Below are 17,365 nucleotides of genomic sequence, written 5' to 3' on the forward strand. Positions count from 1 at the left end.
GCGGTCCCGTACAACCACGGGACGGTACGACTCCTACCCTGGTCGGATCTTTGGGGCATTCAAGGGGTGAAGCCCCAGGACCACCCTTACCGTCGAATGCATGACGCATATCGACGCGGGCGCCGAGCTCGATCCGGTCCACCCGGTGCCGCCGCCCAAAGGGCGGGCCACCGGCCTGACCACCGCGGAGGTCGCCGAGCGGGTCGCCCGCGGCGAGGTCAACGACGTACCGGTCCGCAGCTCCCGCTCCCTGGGCGAGATCATCCGGGCCAACGTCTTCACCCGCTTCAACGCCATCATCGGCGTCCTCTGGGTGATCATGCTCTTCGTGGCGCCGATCCAGGACAGCCTCTTCGGCTTCGTCATCGTCGCCAACACCGGCATCGGCATCATCCAGGAGTGGCGCGCCAAGAAGACCCTGGACTCGCTCGCCGTCATCGGCGAGGCGAAACCCACCGTCCGGCGCGACGGCAGGGCGGCGGAGATCTCCACCTCCGAGATCGTCCTCGGCGACGTGGTGGAGCTCGGCCCCGGCGACAAGATCCCGGTGGACGGCGAGGCCGTCGAGACCGACAGCCTGGAGGTCGACGAGTCGCTCCTGACCGGTGAGGCCGACCCGGTCGTCAAGAAGCCCGGCGACAAGATGATGTCCGGCTCGTTCGTGGTCGCGGGCGGCGGCGCCTTCACCGCCACCAAGGTCGGCCGCGAGGCGTACGCCGCACAGCTCGCCGAGGAGGCCAGCCGCTTCACGCTCGTCCACTCCGAGCTGCGCTCCGGCATCTCCACGATCCTCAAGTACGTGACGTGGCTGATGGTCCCCACCTCCATCGGCCTGGTGATCTCCCAGCTCGTCGTCAAGGACGACAACTTCAAGGAGTCCATCGCGTACACCGTCGGCGGGATCGTCCCCATGATCCCCGAGGGGCTCGTCCTCCTCACCTCGGTGGCCTTCGCGATCGGCGTGATCCGCCTCGGCCGCAAGCAGTGCCTCGTGCAGGAGCTCCCCGCGATCGAGGGCCTGGCCCGCGTCGACACCGTCTGCCTCGACAAGACCGGCACCCTCACCGAGGGCGGCATGGACGTCACCGAGCTGCGCATGCTGAACGGCAGCGACGAGGGTTACGTCCGCAAGGTCCTCGGCGCCCTCGGCGAGTCCGACCCGCGGCCCAACGCCTCGCTCCAGGCCGTCATCGACGCCTACCCCGACAGCGAGGAGTGGCGCTGCACCGAGTCCCTCCCCTTCTCCTCGGCCCGCAAGTACAGCGGCGCCTCCTTCAGCGAGGGCGACGGCACCGACTCGACCTGGCTGCTCGGCGCGCCCGACGTCCTGCTGCCCGACGGCGACGCGTCCCTCACCGAGGTCGAGGAGCTCAACCAGCAGGGCCTGCGCGTCCTGCTGCTCGCCCGCGCGAGCGGCGCCCTCGACGACCCGGACGTCGCCTCGGGGGCCCGGGCCACCGCGCTGGTCGTCCTCGAACAACGGCTGCGCCCCGACGCCGCCGACACCCTGCGCTACTTCGAGGAGCAGGACGTCGCCGCCAAGGTCATCTCCGGTGACAACGCCGTCTCGGTGAGCGCGGTCGCCGGCAAGCTCGGCCTGCCCGGCGCGGAGAACACCGTGGACGCGCGCAAGCTGCCCGCCGAGCGGGACGAGATGGGCGAGGCCCTCGACGACAACTCCGTCTTCGGCCGCGTCACCCCGCAGCAGAAGCGCGACATGGTGGGCGCGCTCCAGGCACGCGGCCACACGGTCGCGATGACGGGCGACGGCGTCAACGACGTCCTGGCCCTGAAGGACGCCGACATCGGTGTCTCGATGGGCTCAGGCTCGGAGGCCACGCGCGCGGTCGCCCAGATCGTCCTGCTCAACAACAGCTTCGCGACGCTGCCGTCCGTCGTCGCCGAGGGCCGCCGCGTCATCGGCAACATCACCCGCGTCGCCACGCTGTTCCTGGTCAAGACCGTCTACTCAGTGATCATCGCGCTGCTCGTGGTCTGCTCGCAGGTCGAGTACCTCTTCCTGCCGCGCCACCTGACGCTGCTCTCCACCCTGACGATCGGCGTCCCCGCCTTCTTCCTCGCGCTCGCCCCCAACAAGGAGCGCGCGAAGCCGCACTTCGTCCGCAGGGTGATGCGGTACGCGATCCCGGGCGGCGTCATCGCGGGCGTCGCGACCTTCCTGACGTACATCCTGGCCCGGCACCACTACGACGGCGCGGGCGCGCGGGAAGCCGAGACCAGCGCGGCGACCCTGGCGCTGTTCCTGATCGCCATGTGGGTGCTCGCCATCATCGCCCGCCCCTACACGTGGTGGCGGATCGGCCTCATCGGCGCGATGGGTCTCGGCTTCCTGCTCGTGCTCACCGTGCCCTGGCTCCAGGACTTCTTCCAGCTGAAGCTGGTGGGCACGACGATGCCGTGGGCGGCGGTCGCGATCGCGGCGGTGGCCTCACTCGCCATCGAGGTCGTGTACCGCGTGGTGGACCGCCGCTTCCCCGCCTGACGGCGGACGGCTGCTACCGGCGGCTGCTACTGGACGTCGACGAAGTCGCTGGTCGAGGTCACCGACGGGGTCGTGGACGTGCCCGCGAAGACGTAGCGGTAGTAGCCGTCGGCGGAGGCCGTCACCGTGGTCTTCAGGTTGCCCTTGGTGTCGGACTTGACCGTCTTGAGGGTGGTGTAGCTGGTGGCACCCTTCTTCTTGTACTGCAGCTTCACGTCCTGCTTGGTGTAGCCGGCGTACTTCGAGGTGTCCCAGTTGGCGCGCGTCAGGGCGCCGGTGACCGTGAGGGTCTTGCCCTTCTTGATGGGCTCGGGGGAGGCGTTGGTGGTGAGCTTGGCGGCGCGCTTCACCGAGACGCTGGTCGGGTACGAGTCCTGCTGGACGTGGTCGCCGTCCTTGCCCTGCGCGATCGTCCAGACCTTCCACTTGCCGGCCAGGATGTTGCTGTAGATGTTCACGTTCGGGTCGGCGACGACCGTGACGGTGCAGGTCGAGGTGGTCGCGTCCACAGCCGTGCAGTCGCCGTTCTCGGTCTCGGGGACCATCGAGCCGTCGATGTTGTCCTCGTCGAAGGACGTGCCGTGCCACAGGAACGCCACGGCGTCCTCGATGCCGGACGGGTCCGTCGCGGTGACGGCGATCTTGACCGTCTTCTTGGCGGAGGTGCCGACCACGATGTCCTTGCCGCCGTTGACGGTGATCTTCGTGATCTTGGTGTCGCCCACGGCCACGTCGGCCGGAGCCTTGGCGACGAAGGAGGAGAGGTTCGGAGCCTTCGGGGCGTCGTCGGCCTGGGCAGCCGGGACGGCGAGTGCGGAAAGGGCCAGGGTGCCGGACAGTGCGGCCACGGTGGCACGGATGCGCATGTGTTTCCCCAGTTGGAGAAGGGGGCCTCGCGGTGCATTGCCGTCACGCGAGGCCCAAGTGATCTAGGAGTCTGTTGACTCGCAAGATCAGACACGCCACCGAGGCGAACGGTTGTACGACGGGTGAAGGAAATGTGACCGCGTTACGGAATGCCCTGTTCCGCCCCTGAGGTCAGGGCGGAACAGTCCATTCCGAGCTGCGCCGCGTCAGTCGAACCAGCGGTCCCGTGCCAACTCCGCCGTCCGTGAGGGATCTTCGAGCAGCGCCGCCACCTCGAAACGGCGCGGCCACTGGCCCGCCGCCCAGGCGAGACCCGCCGCGACACCCTCCACGGTCGCCGCGTGCACGACACCGTCCGGGGTGCGGCGCCAGTCCAGCTCCACGCCGCCCGCGACCAGTTCGTCGTACTCGACGTACGTCTCCGGAGTCGCCGCCCCGAGCAGGGTCCGCACCGACTCCGGCACCGCGTGCTCGACACCCTCCCCCGACGGCTCCACGGCCGCCGTCTCGCTCAGCCGCCGCACCTGGAACAGCTCCGCCAGGTCCCCCGCCCTGCCGGGCCGCACGGGCAGCAGCGCCACACCGCCGGCCAGCGGCAGCAGATCGGGCGCGTCGGCGACCACCGCGTCCGCCGCGTCGACCACCACGACCTCGCCGTCCACCACCGCGCGCAGCTCGTCCGGGAGCGTCACCTGCTCCGGGTCGAGATCGGCCAGCGCCCCGTACAGGGCGTGCAGCTGGGCGGCCGTGACGGTCCTGTCCGGGTCCGCGAGACGGTCGAGCAGTTCGGCCGCGCCGCCCGGCTCCGCCAGGAGTGCGGCCACGGACGTCCGTACGCCCAGCGCCCGCAGCACCTGCTCGTCGCCGAACCCGGACGCGTCCGCCGCGTCGTAGAGCCCGGCGAGCAGCGGATCGCCGCCCGCCGCGCGCAGTCCGGCGGGCCGGCGGCCGTCGAGGACCGGGTGGCCGCGCAGCCACCACGCCGCGTACGAACGGACCGTCTCCGTCGTCCCGTCCGGCAGCAGCACCCGCAGCGGCTGCGTCAGCGCGTCCCGCAGCGGCGGGCGCGACAGCATCGCCAGCGCCTGCGGCCAGCAGTCGTCGTCGACCAGGTCGAGATCCCGTACGGCGACGATCTCCGTGGCCACCGGCGGCACCGGAGTCTCCGGCAGCCGGTCGAGGACGTCCTCGCACCACACGTCCACGGCGTCGAGCAGACCCGCGTCGTCCGGCTCGGCGAAGTCGCCCTCGCGGGGCTCCAGTTCGTCGGGGTCGAGGACGACATCGGTGGCGCGTACGAGAGCGAACGTGGCGAGCACACCGCAGGCGGCGAGCGGCTGCTCCCCCCACCGCTCGGCCAACTCCTCGTCGACAAGGGCCAATTCACCCTCCCGCATGACCTGCGCGAAAGGACTGCCCGGCAGGACGAGCTCGCCCGCCGGGGAGAGCTCGCCGTCCTCGTCGGGCAGCGCGAGGGCGGCCAGCCACGGCTCGTCGCCCGGGGCGAGGTTCGCGTCCCGCACGAGCGCGAGCACGACGTCCGCAAGCTCCTCGGCGTCCAGCGCGTCCTCGTCCCACGTGTCGTCGTCGAGGGACGCGGCCACGGCCGCCCGGACCTGCGGCGTCGTGAGGACGGCGCGGGGCGTCGCGGGCAGCGCGCCGAGCTTCTCCAGGAGCGGGTGGACGGCGTCCGGGTGGGCGACCTTCAGACCGAGACGGGCCAAGGACGCCGGGTCGCGCTCGTCCCCGGACGCGGGAAGCAGAACCTGCCGGGGTCCGATGGTGGTACGGCTGTCGGCCAATGGCACCGGCAGCCCGGACAGCCGGTCCGGGTCGACCCCCGCCAGGGTGTCGTACAGCCGCCGCCACCAGCCCGGCTCCCGCTCGAGACCCGCGAGACGGTCGATCGCCTCGGTCAGCGGAATCCGCGCGACACCGAGCGTGCGCAGCTCGGCACGGCGCTCGAGCCCCGCGGGCAGCAGGCTGGGCAGCACCTCGGCGAGCACCCGGACGGTGTCCGCCCCTGCGCCCTCCACGACCTCCGCGTCCCGCGGCCGCAGCACCTCCGGCAGCTCGTCCTCCTCGCCCTCGGCGCGGGGCAGGGCCGGCGGCAGGAAGGCGGTGCGGGGCAGCCGGTCCAGGATGGCCTGCCGCAGCGCGCCGTCCAGCTCGCTCCTGCCGAGCGGCCCCGGCACCAGGGAGATGATCTCCTCCGTGACCGGCCGCCAGTCGGCGAGCAGCTCCACGTACGCCTCCGCGGCCCGCTCCACCAGGAAGTCGGTCAACGGCCCCGGCGCCGTGTGCCGTCGTGCGGTGTCCAGCGGGAACGACGCGAGGAGCAGCGCCGGTACGCCCAACGGCTCGTCGCTCGGCGTCGGCGCGTGCACGACGGGGCTGGTGCGGGGCCGCTCCGGAGCGCCGTCGCCGCCCGCGGGCACGGCCCACGTCACGGACCAGTACGGGCGCAGCCGCTCCTCGACGGGCCGGTCCTTCAGGAGGACGGCGTCGAGCGGACCCTGCCGGCTGACGGTGCGCCAGCGGGTGGTGCCCTCCCGGCTGTCCTCGACGATCGTGTACGGGGCCTCGGTCCGGCGGCGCAGGGTGCGGGTCGCCCCGTCCGGCGTCTCGACGGTGACCTCCGCCAGGCCCGGCAGGGCGAGGAGCAGCGCGTCGTCGACGCCGTCGAGCAGCCGCGCCACGAGGTCCTCCGCGGCGGCGTCGCGCAGCGGCAGGATGACGACCGTGTCGTAGCCGGCGGGGGCGGTGCCCTCGGCGGCGAACGGGAGCCGGAGCAGCGGGACGTGGCCGTCCCGCCGCCGTACCTCGTCCCCGAGCCCCGGGCTGAACCTGGCCGTCTCCGCGGCGAGTTCCCGCGCCTCGGAGAGCGACCAGCGGACACCGCCGGTGCGCCCGACGAGGGCGGGCTCGTCGCTGACGGCGAGGACGGCGGCGAAGCCGACGCCGTAACGCCCGACGCTGTGCGCTTGCCCTTGCCCGTGCTCCTGCCCGTGCTCCTGCTGTTGCTGTTGCTGTAGCTGCGCCGGGCTCTCCTCCCGCTTCGCGGAAGCGCGGAGGGTGGAGAGCGACTCGACGCCGGCGGCGTCGAGCGGCGCGCCGGTGTTCGCCGCGGCGAGGACCCCGCCGCGCAGCGTCAGCGCCAGCCGGCCCGGCACGCCCACGCGGGCGGCGGCGTCCGAGGCGTTCTGGGCGAGCTCCACGATGAGACGGTCGCGGTAGCCGCCGAGGGCGAGGTCCTCCTCGGCGTTGGCGTCCTCACGGAAACGGGCCGGCGCCGCCGCCCACGCGTCGAGGACTCCGCGGCGGAGGCGGGCGGTGCCAAAGGGATCAGTACCCTCGGCCGCCGGCCGCACGGTCTTGCTCACGGTCGACTGTCTCCTCTTGTGGTGGCTCTTGGCGCGCGCGTTTCGGTTCCTGGTGATGGTGCTTGGCCTGCGGGCGAACGGTATCGCGTCTCGCCGGGGGCGTCGGGGCAGGACGGGCGGGGCACCCCATGGGGGGCCGCCTTCCCACGGCTCCGCCCCCCCGGCAGCCGGAACGCGCTACGCCGCTGCGCGGCGACTCTCCCACCCACCCACCCGTTTGCCCGGCACCGCAAGGCGGGCGTACTTGCGCCGCTCCGCGGCGGTCTCCCCACCCACCCACCCGTTCACCCCGCACCGCACGGTGGGCGCAATGCGCCGCTGCGCGGCAGGAGGTGGGACGGCTTTCCGCAGTCCGTTCCGTGAGGTGGGCGTTTCTTCACCGCTGCGCGGCGGGGCTCCTACCCGCCCGCCCGTTTGCCCGGCGTCGCAGCGTGGGCGTGTTGCGCCGCTGCGCGGTGGGGCCCGGTCGGTGCCCGCCCGCCCCGGGGTGGGATGGAAGGGTGGGTGGGTGGGGAGAACGCCGCGGAGCGGCGACGCGGGGAGGGAGGGTGCAGGGGGAGTGGGGGCGCCTCAGCCCCGGGCCACCGCCGCCGGAACTATGAGTGGCCGAGATCCTCCCCCGGCCCCTCCCCACTCACCGACCCGGAATCCGCCGCAGGCCGCAGCGGCAGTACGTCCACCCGCGTCTCGTCCAGAACCGGCGGCGCCGGCCGCGGCGGCTTCGGCATGACCGCGGCCTCCGAGTGCCCACCGCACCCGTACGACAGCGACACCACGTGCCCGTCCGCCGGCCCGAACTCATTGCCGCAGATACCGAACGCCTGCCCGAGCGAGCCACCGATCCGCACCAGGAACCCACAGCTCACGCACGCCGCGGGCGCCGCCTGCGCCATCGGCGTCTTCGCCCCGTACGCCTCGTCCCAGCGGTCCGCGGCGACATGCAGCCCGTAACGGGACAGCACCCGCGCCCGCCGCATGCCCAGCTCGTCGGCGACCGCCGCGATGGAACCGCGGGCCGGCGCGACCGGCAGCTCCGCCGGCGACACCGGCGTCACGTCGGCGTCCTCCGCCTCGACGAGCTCGGCCATCTCCTCCGACACCGCGGAGTTCGGCGGCGGCTCCTCCTCGCCCGAGTAACCGGGCTCCAGACGCAGATCCTCCGCGTCCGTCGGCAGCAGGTCACCCGGCCCCATGTCGCCCGGGCGCAGCCGCTCGCTCCACGGCACCCACTCGGGGGCGAGGAGCGCGTCGGGGCCCGGCAGCAGCACCGTCTCGTCCAGGGTGACGATCTTCGCCCGCGAGGCGCGGGCCACCGTAACGGCCCACCGCCAGCCGCGGTAGCCGAATTCCTTGCACTCGAAGAGGTGCGTGACGACGCGGTCACCCTCGACCACGACCTCGACATGCTCACCGACCACACCGGGCGCGGCGGCCTCCTCGGCCGCGGCGCGCGCCAGGCCGACCGCCTCGGCGCACAGGCGGTCGGGGGTACGCGGGGTGCGCGGGGTACGGCTTCGCGTTGTCGCTGCGCTCACAAGTATCGCTTCTCTCCTACGCCGTCTCACGAGTGCGCCACCCTTACGCGGGGGTACGGACGGAGCGGACCAGAGGGCCGCGTCAACGTCCGCGCCCGACGTTCTCGGGCGCACCTACGTCACCCATTCTGCGGGATGACCGAGAGGCGCGCGGCCAAGAACAACCGCCGCAGGCGCGCTACGCACGCTACCTTCTCCTGGCCCCTGGGCCTACACCGACGTACGCCCCCGCGCCCCGACCCACCCCCGGCCCCCTCCCCCACACCCCCCTCACGCCCACCCCCACATCCCCCTGCACCCCCACCCCCCGCGTCGCCGCTCCACGGCGTTTCCCCCACCCACCCGCCCTCCAGCGGGGCAACACGCCCACGCCGCGGCGCGGGGCAAACGGGTGGGCGGGCGGGAAAACCGCCCCGCAGCGGCGAGGCAGCGTCCGCCTCACGGACTGCGGAAAGCCGGACCACCTCCCGCCGCGCAGCGGCACAAACACGCCCACCATGCGGTGCGGGGCAAACGGGTGGGCGGGTGGGGAGACCGCCGCGCAGCGGCGGAGAAGCGCTCGGCTCGGGGACTACGGCGCGCCGGTCGACCCCGCCGCGCAGCGGCGTACCGCGCCCACCATGCGGTGCGGGGCAAACGGGTGGGCGGGTGGGAAAACCGCCGCGGAGCGGCGCAAGCACGCCCACCTTGCGGTGCGGGGTGAACGGGTGGGTGGGTGGGAGAACCCGCCGCGCAGCGGCGGGGCAGCGTCCCGGCTCGCCGGGTGCAGCGGGGCCCAGGCCGCCGGCGGGGAGGGGCGGTGTGCCGCCGGTGACGGAGGACGCCACGGCTCACAGCCAGTATTCGCACTAGTAGTGCCCCCAAGGGGGCACTATGACGGGGTGGCCCCCACCAGGTCGATGTCCGAAGGAACCGTCTCGCCGGGCCCGGCGAGACGAACCGCCCGTGCGCTGGCCCGCGCCCTCCACCTCCCCTTCACCGGCACCGCCCGAGGCATCCGCAAGGCCACCCACGCCCACGGAGCGGGCGAGTCGGGCCTCGGGAAGCTCATCGAGCTGCACGCCGTGAACGGCGCGGGTGACGTCATGATCACCGTCGCCCTCGCCTCCACCGTCTTCTTCTCCGTGCCGACGGACGAGGCCCGCGGCCGCGTCGCGCTCTACCTCGCCATCACGATGGCACCGTTCACGCTCCTCGCGCCCGTCATCGGCCCGCTCCTCGACCGGCTCCCGCACGGCCGCCGCGCCGCGATGGCCGGCGCCATGCTGGCCCGCGCGCTGCTCGCGCTGGTCCTTTCGGGCGCGGTGGTGACCGGCAGCGTGGAGCTCTATCCCGCCGCGCTCGGCGTGCTGGTCGCCTCCAAGGCGTACGGGGTGGTCAGAAGCGCTGTCGTGCCACGCCTCCTGCCACCGGGGTTCTCCCTGGTCAAAGCCAATTCCCGGGTCACTCTCGGCGGTCTGCTCGCCACCGCGGTCGCGGCGCCCGCCGGTGCGGGGCTCCAGGCGCTCGGCCCGCGCTGGCCGCTGTACGGCGCCTTCGTGATCTTCGTCTCCGGGATGTTCCTGTCGTTCTCGCTGCCGCACAAGGTCGACTCGTCGAAGGGCGAGAGCAAGGCCCTCCTCGCCGCCGATGAGGAGCACCTGCACCTGCACGCCCGCGCCGAGGCCGATGCGGACACCTTCCGCAAGCGGCGCCTCGGGCTGCGTACGGTCGGCCCCGCCGTGACCCACGCCCTGGCGGCGAACGCGTCGCTGCGCTGTCTGTCCGGCTTCCTCATCTTCTTCCTGGCGTTCCTGCTGCGGGAGCATCCGCTCGCGGGGCAGAGCGCGGCGGTGTCGCTCGGCATCGTGGGCGTCTCGGCGGGCGCGGGCAACGCGCTGGGCACGGCGGTCGGGGCCTGGCTGAAGTCACGGGCCCCGGAGCTCATCATCGTGACGGTCGTCGCGGTGGTGCTGGGCGTGGCGGTGACGTCCGCGCTGTTCTTCGGAGCGGTGGCCGTCGCCTGTCTCGGCGCGTGCGCGGGCTTCGCGCAGGCGCTGTCCAAGCTGTCCCTGGACGCGCTGATCCAGCGGGACGTCCCGGAGCAGGTCCGCACCTCCGCGTTCGCCCGTTCCGAGACGCTGCTCCAGGTGGCCTGGGTGGTCGGGGGCGCCGTGGGCATCGCCCTGCCGCTGATCGGGACGCTCGGTCTCTCGGTGGCGGCCGGCATAGTCGCGGTGGGTTGGCTCTCGACCGTACGCGGCCTCCTGCTCTCGTCCCGGCACGGCGCCCCCCGCCGCGCCCGGGTGGTGTGAGCCCCCGGGGGACGCGCTCCACGGGCCCGCGGACGCGAGTGGACGGCACGCCGTGCCCCCCGCGTAACAGCACCCCCCGACGCGCCCGATAGCCTTCGCCCATGACCTCCCTGCTCCGCGGCGGAGCCGCGAATGTGAACAGCGCGGTGCGCCGCCGCCGCACCGTGGCCGCCCTTGGCGCCGTCTCCGCCGGATTCCTCGTTCTTTCGGCCTGTGACAAGCCGACGCCGCTGGCCACCGTGACGGTCGGCAGCGACTCGGTGCACACGGAAGCTTCCTGCTACAACGACGGCAAGGAGCTGAAGGAGTCCCAGCTGAAGTCCTGCCTGCAGGACAAGGACGTCAAGACGGTGAAGATCGACCCGGACGAGAAGGTCCGCTTCGGTGTCGACCCGGAGATGGCCGAGAAGGGCTGGACGCTGCTGATGAACGGTCAGCCGCTGACCGAGGCCAGCAAGAAGACGTACGTCGTCATCCCGGGCAGCGTCTTCTTCAACCAGCAGTACGGCGGTGGCGGCAGCAAGTCGACCGTGAGCCTCCTTGAGGGCGGCAAGGGCTCGGAGTCCAAGGCCACGGGTCTGTGGTCGTTCAAGTTCGAGAAGGACTCCTGACCACGTCCGCCCCGCACACCGCGCCCCTCGCGGGCCGCGTCCTCGTCGCCACCGCCGTCTCCGCCGAACGGGACGCGGTGGCCCGAGCGCTGACCGGGAGCCCGGACGCGACGACCCCCATCGACGTCCTCGCCGTCGGCGTGGGCCCGGCCGCCGCCGCGGCGGGCACGGCGACCGCGCTCGCCCGCGCCGCCGCCGCGGACCTGCCCTACGCCCTCGTCGTCTCGGCGGGCATCGGCGGCGGCTTCCCGCCCCACGCGCCCGTCGGCTCGCTCGTCGTCGCCGACGAGATCACCGTCGCCGACCTGGGCGCCGAGACCCCCGACGGCTTCGCGCCGGTCACCGAACTGGGCTTCGGCGCCGTCACACACCGGCCCCCGCCCTCCCTCGTACGGGAGGTGGCGGAGGCCTGCGGTGCCGCGACCGGCACCGTCCTCACCGTCTCCACCGTGACCGGCTCCGCCGAGCGCGCCGCCGAGCTGCGGCTGCGCCATCCGCGCGCCCTGGCCGAGGCGATGGAGGGTTTCGGTGTCGCCGAGGCGGCCGCCCTGCACGGCCTGCCCGTCCTGGAGATCCGCGCGGTCTCGAACCCCGTCGGCCCGCGCGACCGCGCCGCCTGGCGGATCGGCGACGCGCTGGCCGCGCTGAGCGACGCGTTCGGGAAGGCCGCGCCGGTACTGAGGAGTTGGAACCCACATGGCAGCACACACAGCAGCACACATGACTGAGTCCGACGGCCCGGGCCTCGAACGGCCCCTGCGCATCGCGTACTCCCCCTGCCCCAACGACACGTTCGTCTTCGACGCGTGGGCGCACGGCCGGGTGCCGGACGCGCCCGCCCTGGACGTGACGTTCGCGGACATCGACATCACGAACGGCATCGCGGAGAGGGGCCCCGCGGAGTCCGACCTGGACGTCCTGAAGGTGTCGTACGCCGTCCTCCCGTACGTCCTGGACGAGTACGCGCTGCTGCCCTGCGGCGGCGCTCTCGGCCGCGGCTGCGGGCCGCTGGTCCTGACCCGGGAGCCGGGCGTCGACCTGACGGGGAAGACGGTCGCCGTGCCGAGCGAGAAGTCGACGGCGTACCTGCTGTTCCGGCTCTGGGCGGCGGACACCCTCCGCGACGGCGGTGTCGGCGAGATCGTCGTGCTGCCCTTCGACCAGATCATGCCGGCGGTGCGCGACGGCAAGGTCGACGCGGGCCTGGTCATCCACGAGGCCCGCTTCACGTACCGGAACTACGGCCTGCACCGCCTCGCCGACATGGGCGAGCACTGGGAGGCCACGACGGGCCTGCCGATCCCGCTGGGCGCGATCATCGCGAGGCGGAGCCTCGGCACGGCGGCCCTGCGGCACATCGCCGAGTCGGCCCGCGCCTCGGTCCGCATGGCCTGGGACGACCCGGAGGCCTCCCGTCCGTACGTCTTGGAGCACGCGCAGGAGATGGACCCGGCGGTGGCGGACCAGCACATCGGCCTGTACGTCAACGAGTTCACCGCCGACCTCGGCGAGGACGGCTACGCGGCGGTCCGCGGGCTGCTGACGCGCGCCGCGGCCGAGGGACTCGTGCCGCCCCTCGGCCCGGACGCTCTGTCGTTCCCCTAGCGGTTCTCGAGCGGGCGCGCCCGGCGGGATCCGGGCGGCCGGGCGGCGCTACACGTCCAGCTGGTCCGCGACCGCCCGCAGCAGGCCCGCGATCTTCGCGCCGGACGCCTTGTCGGGGTAGCGGCCCTTCTCCAGCATGGGGGTGATGTTCTCCAGGAGGGTCGTCAGGTCCTGGACGATCGACGCCAGTTCGTCCGGCTTGCGGCGCTGCGCGGCCGCCACCGACGGGGTCGGGTCGAGGATCACGACGGAAAGAGCCTGGTCACCGCGTTGTCCCGCGACCACGCCGAATTCCACGCGCTGGCCGGGCTTGAGTGTGTCGACGCCGGCGGGCAGTACTGAGGAATGCACGAAGACGTCGCCGCCGTCGTCGCGGGAGAGAAAGCCGAAGCCCTTCTCGCTGTTGAACCACTTGACCTTGCCGGTAGGCACGTGAAGTCCTCGTCCTCGTACTCGTCGTACTCGTTTATGCCGGGTCCGCCCGTCCGGAACGGCGGGGCGAAAACGGCTCTGGATAGCACTACAGCGGGTCGCACGACCCGCCGAACCCAAGACTATTGGTCCGGGGGCCGGTGACAAGACGTCCCCGGATTCTTCCTACGCGCTGGGAACTACCCTGGTCGGGTGCGTGACAAAACCCAAGCGAATTCCGCCGGTCCCGGCGATGGCATGGTCCGGACCGGAGCGATCGTCTTCTTCGTCGGAGCCGTGGCCACACTGGTCACGGTGGCCCCGCTGTTCCTGGGCACCGACCCCTTTCCCTCCATCGCGTACGCGGTGTGCATGCTGATGGGCGTCGGCTTCCTCATCGCGGGGATCGGGGTGCTGCGCGGCATCGCCTCCCAACGGCGTCAGGCCAGGTCCGGCGTCAGCTGACGGCGCCACGCGCGGCGTACGCGTCGAGCCAGGCGGGGAACTCCGGCAGCCCGCCGAGGACGACGTCCGCGCCCGCCGCGCGCAGTTCCGCTGCGTCGCACGGTCCGGTCGCCACCGCGACGGAGAGCGCGCCCGCCGTACGCGCGCCGCGTACGTCGCCGGTGTGGTCGCCGACGTACACCGCCGCGTCGTGCTCGCGCAGCGCCGCCGCCTTCGCCTCCGCCCACAGCCAGCCGATGACGGCGTCGGCCTCGATGCCGAGGTGCGACAGGTGCAGCTTCGCGTTGGGCTCGTGCTTGGCGGTCACCACGATCGCGCGGCCGCCGTGCGCGTGGACCGCGGCGACGGCCTCGCGGGCGCCGGGCATCGCGAGCGTCGGCTCTATGGCGTGTGTGGGGTAGATCTCACGGTAGAGGTCGGCCGTCTCCTCGATCCTGTCCTCGGGGAACCAGTTCCGCAGCTCCTGCTCCAGCGGCGGGCCGAGCCGCGTGATCGCCAGGTCGGCGTCGACGTACGTCCCCGTCGCCGCGGAGAGCGCCTGGTAGGCGGCCTTGATGCCGGGCCGTGAGTCGATCAGGGTCATGTCGAGGTCGAAGCCGACGGTCAGCGTGTGTGAGCTCATGGGCCCATTCTGCCGACGGCGGCCGCCCCGCCCGCACATAGACTTAGCCCACCCTTACTGCCCCCTCCCCCGTGCCCCGGCCCTCCCCCCTGTCCTCGCCCCCGTGAAACGAGCTCAGCCGATGCGTGTGCCCGTCGGACGCGCCGCCGTGATGACGGCGGCCGTCGTGGCCCTGCTGCTCGCCGTCCTGTTCAGCCTCTCCGTGGGCGCCCGCGCCGTCGCGCCCTCCGCCGTGTTCGACGCGCTGCTGCACGGCGGGGACAGCGGCTCCGCCGGCGTGATCCGCGAGATGCGGGTGCCCCGCACCGTGATCGGCGTGCTCGTCGGCGCCTCGCTCGCGCTCGCGGGGACCGTCCTCCAGGGCATGACCCGCAATCCGATCGCCGACCCCGGCATCCTCGGCATCAGCCAGGGCGCCTCGGTGGGTGTCGTCCTCGCCATCGCCTACGCCGGTGTCCACACCCTGACCGGTTACGTCTGGTGGGCGTTCGCCGGCGCCGGGCTCGCGTCCGTCGCCGTCTACGCCATCGCGGCCGGCGGCCGGGGCGGCGCGACCCCCGTGAAACTCGCCCTCGGCGGCGCCGCGATCAACGCGCTGCTCGTCTCCGTGACGACCGCGATCCTCACCACCAAGGCCTCCGCTCTCGACGAGTTCCGGTTCTGGCAGGTGGGTTCGCTCGCCGGCCGCGACGCCGAGATCGTCGGCCAGATCTGGCCGTTCCTGCTCGTGGGCCTGGTGCTCGTCCTCGCGGTCGCACGCGGCCTCGACGCGCTGGCGCTCGGCGAGGACGTGGCGAAGGGGCTCGGCCAGAACGTCGCGGCGGTACGGATCGTCGGCGGGCTCGGCGCGACGGTCCTCACCGGCGCGGGCGTGGCCGCAGCGGGACCGATCGCGTTCATCGGCCTCGCCGTGCCGCACATCGCCCGCGCCCTCATCGGCAGCGACCACCGCTGGGTGCTGCCGCTCGCGGCGGTCCTCGGCCCGGTGATGCTCCTCGCCTCCGACACGGTGGGGCGGATCGTCTTCCCGCCCAGCGAGGTGCCCGCCGGCGTGATGACCGCGCTGATCGGGGTGCCGTTCCTGGTGGCGCTCGTCCGCCGGAAGACGGTGGCGGCATGAGCAGCGGTACGACTGCCGTGGCCCCGGCCAGGAACCCGGCCCGCGTCCGGCCCGCCGGCTACGCCGTGCTCCGCGTGCGCAAGGCCGCCTTCCTCGTGCACCGCAGGGCCGCCGCGGTGGCCGCCGCCCTCGCCCTGCTGCTCGCCGCGAGCTGTCTCGCGTACCTCTGTGTCGGCGAGTCCTTCGTCCAGCCCGTCGAGGCCCTGAAGGTCGTCCTCGGGCAGCCCTCGCCGGACACGCTGGTCGTCGGCACCCTGCGCGAACCCCGCATGGTGGTGGGCCTGCTCGTCGGCGCCGCGTTCGGCGTGGCGGGTGCGCTCATCCAGACCGTGGCCCGCAACGCGCTCGCCAGCCCCGACATCATCGGCATCAGCCAGGGCGCGAGCGCGCTGACGGTCGGCGCGATGACCTTCGGCATCTCCTCGTACACGGTGCTCCCCTACCTGTCCGTGCTCGGCGGGATCGCCGCGGCCGCCCTCGTCTACGTCTTCGCGTGGCGCGGCGGCCTGCATGCCACCCGGTTCGTCCTGATCGGCATCGGCATCGCCATCGCCCTGCGGTCGTTGACGACGCTCTTCATGACGAAGGGCGACTACCTCGTCGCCCAGCAGGCGCAGATCTGGATGACGGGCTCCCTCAACGGCCGCGGCTGGGCCGAGGCGAACCCGCTCGGCGTCACCCTGCTCGTCCTGCTCCCCTTCGTCCTGTGGGCGGCCCGCGCCCAGCGCGCCGTCAGCATGGACGACGACACGGCGACGGCTCTCGGGACGCGCCTCGGACACGTACGCCTCGGGCTCGTCCTGCTCGGCGTCGTCCTCGCCTCGGTGGCGACCGGCGCCGCGGGCCCCGTCGACTTCGTGGCGCTCCTCGCCCCCCAGATCGCCCGCCGCCTCACCCGCACCGCGCAGCTCCCGCTGCTGTGCTCGGCGCTGCTCGGCGCGCTCATCGTGGTCCTCGCCGACCTCCTTGCGCGCCGCCTCTTCTCGCCCACGGAGCTCCCGGTGGGCGTCCTGACGGCGGCGGTCGGTGCCCCGTACCTCATCTGGCTCATCGTCCGGAGCCGCTCCGTCCGCAATGGAGGCACGTCGTGACAGCCGCCGCCCGCCTTTCGGCCCGCGAGCTGACCCTCGCCTACGAGGACCACACCGTCGTCGACGGCCTCGACCTCGTGATCCCCGACGGCAAGGTCACCGTCATCGTCGGCCCCAACGCCTGCGGCAAGTCCACGACGCTGCGGGCCCTCGGCCGCCTCCTCAAGCCGAAGAACGGTGCCGTCCTCCTCGACGGCGCGTCCCTCGCCAAGCTGCCCACCAGGAAGATCGCCCAGCAGATCGGCCTGCTCCCGCAGACGCCCGTCGCCCCCGACGCGATCACCGTCGCCGACCTCGTCGCGCGCGGCCGCCAGCCGCACCAGCACTGGTGGCAGCAGTGGTCCGACGACGACGAGAGGGCGGTGACCGAGGCCATGGCACGTACCGACGTCACCGCGCTCGCCGAACGCCCCGTCGACGAACTCTCCGGCGGCCAGCGCCAGCGCGTCTGGATCGCGATGGCCATCGCGCAGGACACGGACATCCTCCTCCTGGACGAGCCCACCACCTACCTGGACATCTCCCACCAGGTCGAAGTCCTCGACCTGGTGCGCCAGCTGGCCACGGCCACGCACGACGGCGACCGGGGCCGCACGGTCGCCGTGGTCCTGCACGACCTCAACCAGGCCGCGCGGTACGCCGACCACCTCGTCGCCATGAAGAAGGGCGAGGTCGTCGCCGAGGGAGCCCCCTCGGAGATCGTCACCGAGGATCTCGTACGCCAGGTCTTCGGCCTGGACTGCGTGGTGGTGCCGGACCCCGTGACCGGCTCCCCCCTGGTCGTCCCCGGGGCGCCGTGGTCCGCGCCCTCGCCCGCCCGCACCGCCCCCGCCCGACGGCACGACCCCACCGCATGAA

14 protein-coding genes are annotated in these 17,365 nt (G+C 73.0%); 9 read left to right on the forward strand and 5 right to left on the reverse strand.

What is annotated here, in order from left to right:
- Positions 1 to 100: 100 nt before the first annotated feature.
- Entirely contained in the window at positions 101 to 2,503 is a 2,403-nt protein-coding gene (locus tag ACZ7LU_RS35195; RefSeq protein WP_471117474.1) for a cation-translocating P-type ATPase, read from the forward strand.
- 26 nt (positions 2,504 to 2,529) lie between these two features.
- On the opposite strand, the gene ACZ7LU_RS35200 is transcribed toward ACZ7LU_RS35195, so the two are convergent.
- The 3 genes from ACZ7LU_RS35200 to ACZ7LU_RS35210 all read right to left on the reverse strand — a co-directional run bounded on the left by ACZ7LU_RS35200 (position 2,530) and on the right by ACZ7LU_RS35210 (position 8,288).
- The gene (locus ACZ7LU_RS35200) at positions 2,530 to 3,369 is read right to left on the reverse strand and encodes a DUF5707 domain-containing protein (RefSeq protein ID WP_471919063.1); all 840 of its coding nucleotides are present in this window, start codon (positions 3,367 to 3,369) and stop codon (positions 2,530 to 2,532) included.
- Between the two features lie 207 nt (positions 3,370 to 3,576).
- Positions 3,577 to 6,753 carry a sacsin N-terminal ATP-binding-like domain-containing protein gene (locus ACZ7LU_RS35205; RefSeq protein ID WP_471919064.1) on the reverse strand — a complete coding sequence of 1,059 codons (3,177 nt, stop codon included), beginning with the start codon at positions 6,751 to 6,753 and terminating at the stop codon, positions 3,577 to 3,579.
- A gap of 596 nt (positions 6,754 to 7,349) precedes the next feature.
- The gene (locus tag ACZ7LU_RS35210) at positions 7,350 to 8,288 is read right to left on the reverse strand and encodes a DUF3027 domain-containing protein (protein ID WP_398303004.1); all 939 of its coding nucleotides are present in this window, start codon (positions 8,286 to 8,288) and stop codon (positions 7,350 to 7,352) included.
- A gap of 899 nt (positions 8,289 to 9,187) precedes the next feature.
- Between ACZ7LU_RS35210 and ACZ7LU_RS35215 the strand changes: the two genes are divergently transcribed.
- The 4 genes from ACZ7LU_RS35215 to ACZ7LU_RS35230 all read left to right on the forward strand — a co-directional run bounded on the left by ACZ7LU_RS35215 (position 9,188) and on the right by ACZ7LU_RS35230 (position 12,798).
- Positions 9,188 to 10,582: an MFS transporter gene (locus tag ACZ7LU_RS35215; RefSeq protein ID WP_398303741.1), complete on the forward strand. Its 1,395-nt coding sequence runs from the start codon at positions 9,188 to 9,190 to the stop codon at positions 10,580 to 10,582.
- A 101-nt stretch (positions 10,583 to 10,683) separates the two neighbouring features.
- The gene (locus ACZ7LU_RS35220) at positions 10,684 to 11,193 is read left to right on the forward strand and encodes a DUF2771 domain-containing protein (RefSeq protein ID WP_362999597.1); all 510 of its coding nucleotides are present in this window, start codon (positions 10,684 to 10,686) and stop codon (positions 11,191 to 11,193) included.
- Positions 11,190 to 11,921, forward strand: coding sequence for a futalosine hydrolase (locus ACZ7LU_RS35225; protein WP_471919094.1), 732 nt, complete (start codon positions 11,190 to 11,192; stop codon positions 11,919 to 11,921). The genes ACZ7LU_RS35220 and ACZ7LU_RS35225 overlap by 4 nt, the downstream gene beginning before the upstream one ends.
- Entirely contained in the window at positions 11,914 to 12,798 is an 885-nt protein-coding gene (locus ACZ7LU_RS35230) for a 1,4-dihydroxy-6-naphthoate synthase (protein WP_468715321.1), read from the forward strand. The genes ACZ7LU_RS35225 and ACZ7LU_RS35230 overlap by 8 nt, the downstream gene beginning before the upstream one ends.
- A 48-nt stretch (positions 12,799 to 12,846) precedes the next feature.
- Here ACZ7LU_RS35230 and ACZ7LU_RS35235 read toward each other — a convergent pair whose 3' ends face one another.
- Positions 12,847 to 13,230 (reverse strand): cold-shock protein, encoded by a 384-nt coding sequence (locus ACZ7LU_RS35235; protein WP_362999596.1) that lies wholly within the window; start codon positions 13,228 to 13,230, stop codon positions 12,847 to 12,849.
- Between the two features lie 192 nt (positions 13,231 to 13,422).
- On the opposite strand from ACZ7LU_RS35235, the gene ACZ7LU_RS35240 reads away from it, so the two are divergent.
- A complete protein-coding gene (locus ACZ7LU_RS35240) occupies positions 13,423 to 13,674 on the forward strand; it encodes a hypothetical protein (protein WP_398302997.1) in 252 nt (83 codons plus the stop codon).
- Here ACZ7LU_RS35240 and ACZ7LU_RS35245 read toward each other — a convergent pair.
- Positions 13,667 to 14,296, reverse strand: coding sequence for an HAD family hydrolase (locus ACZ7LU_RS35245; protein ID WP_398302995.1), 630 nt, complete (start codon positions 14,294 to 14,296; stop codon positions 13,667 to 13,669). The two genes, ACZ7LU_RS35240 and ACZ7LU_RS35245, sit on opposite strands and share 8 nt — an antisense overlap.
- 121 nt (positions 14,297 to 14,417) lie before the next feature.
- Here ACZ7LU_RS35245 and ACZ7LU_RS35250 point away from each other — a divergent pair, with 121 nt between their 5' ends.
- The 3 genes from ACZ7LU_RS35250 to ACZ7LU_RS35260 are packed head-to-tail and all read left to right on the forward strand — an operon-like array spanning position 14,418 to position 17,364.
- The gene (locus ACZ7LU_RS35250; protein WP_471919065.1) at positions 14,418 to 15,416 is read left to right on the forward strand and encodes a FecCD family ABC transporter permease; all 999 of its coding nucleotides are present in this window, start codon (positions 14,418 to 14,420) and stop codon (positions 15,414 to 15,416) included.
- On the forward strand, positions 15,413 to 16,507 hold the full coding sequence (locus ACZ7LU_RS35255; RefSeq protein WP_471919066.1) for a FecCD family ABC transporter permease: 1,095 nt from the start codon (positions 15,413 to 15,415) through the stop codon (positions 16,505 to 16,507). The genes ACZ7LU_RS35250 and ACZ7LU_RS35255 overlap by 4 nt, the downstream gene beginning before the upstream one ends.
- Entirely contained in the window at positions 16,504 to 17,364 is an 861-nt protein-coding gene (locus ACZ7LU_RS35260; protein ID WP_471919067.1) for an ABC transporter ATP-binding protein, read from the forward strand. The genes ACZ7LU_RS35255 and ACZ7LU_RS35260 overlap by 4 nt, the downstream gene beginning before the upstream one ends.
- Position 17,365 lies beyond the last annotated feature (1 nt).

It is taken from the genome of Streptomyces sp. NPDC039462 (assembly GCF_055639375.1).

What these genes read in the sequence shown, in the direction of transcription:
- ACZ7LU_RS35195 (WP_471117474.1), top strand. Translation starts at nt 101, where the DNA reads ATGACGCATATCGACGCGGGCGCCGAGCTCGATCCGGTCCACCCGGTG.
- ACZ7LU_RS35200 (WP_471919063.1), bottom strand. Translation starts at nt 3,369, where the DNA reads ATGCGCATCCGTGCCACCGTGGCCGCACTGTCCGGCACCCTGGCCCTT.
- ACZ7LU_RS35215 (WP_398303741.1), top strand. Translation starts at nt 9,188, where the DNA reads ATGTCCGAAGGAACCGTCTCGCCGGGCCCGGCGAGACGAACCGCCCGT.
- ACZ7LU_RS35220 (WP_362999597.1), top strand. Translation starts at nt 10,684, where the DNA reads ATGACCTCCCTGCTCCGCGGCGGAGCCGCGAATGTGAACAGCGCGGTG.
- ACZ7LU_RS35230 (WP_468715321.1), top strand. Translation starts at nt 11,914, where the DNA reads ATGACTGAGTCCGACGGCCCGGGCCTCGAACGGCCCCTGCGCATCGCG.
- ACZ7LU_RS35245 (WP_398302995.1), bottom strand. Translation starts at nt 14,296, where the DNA reads ATGAGCTCACACACGCTGACCGTCGGCTTCGACCTCGACATGACCCTG.
- ACZ7LU_RS35250 (WP_471919065.1), top strand. Translation starts at nt 14,418, where the DNA reads ATGCGTGTGCCCGTCGGACGCGCCGCCGTGATGACGGCGGCCGTCGTG.
- ACZ7LU_RS35255 (WP_471919066.1), top strand. Translation starts at nt 15,413, where the DNA reads ATGAGCAGCGGTACGACTGCCGTGGCCCCGGCCAGGAACCCGGCCCGC.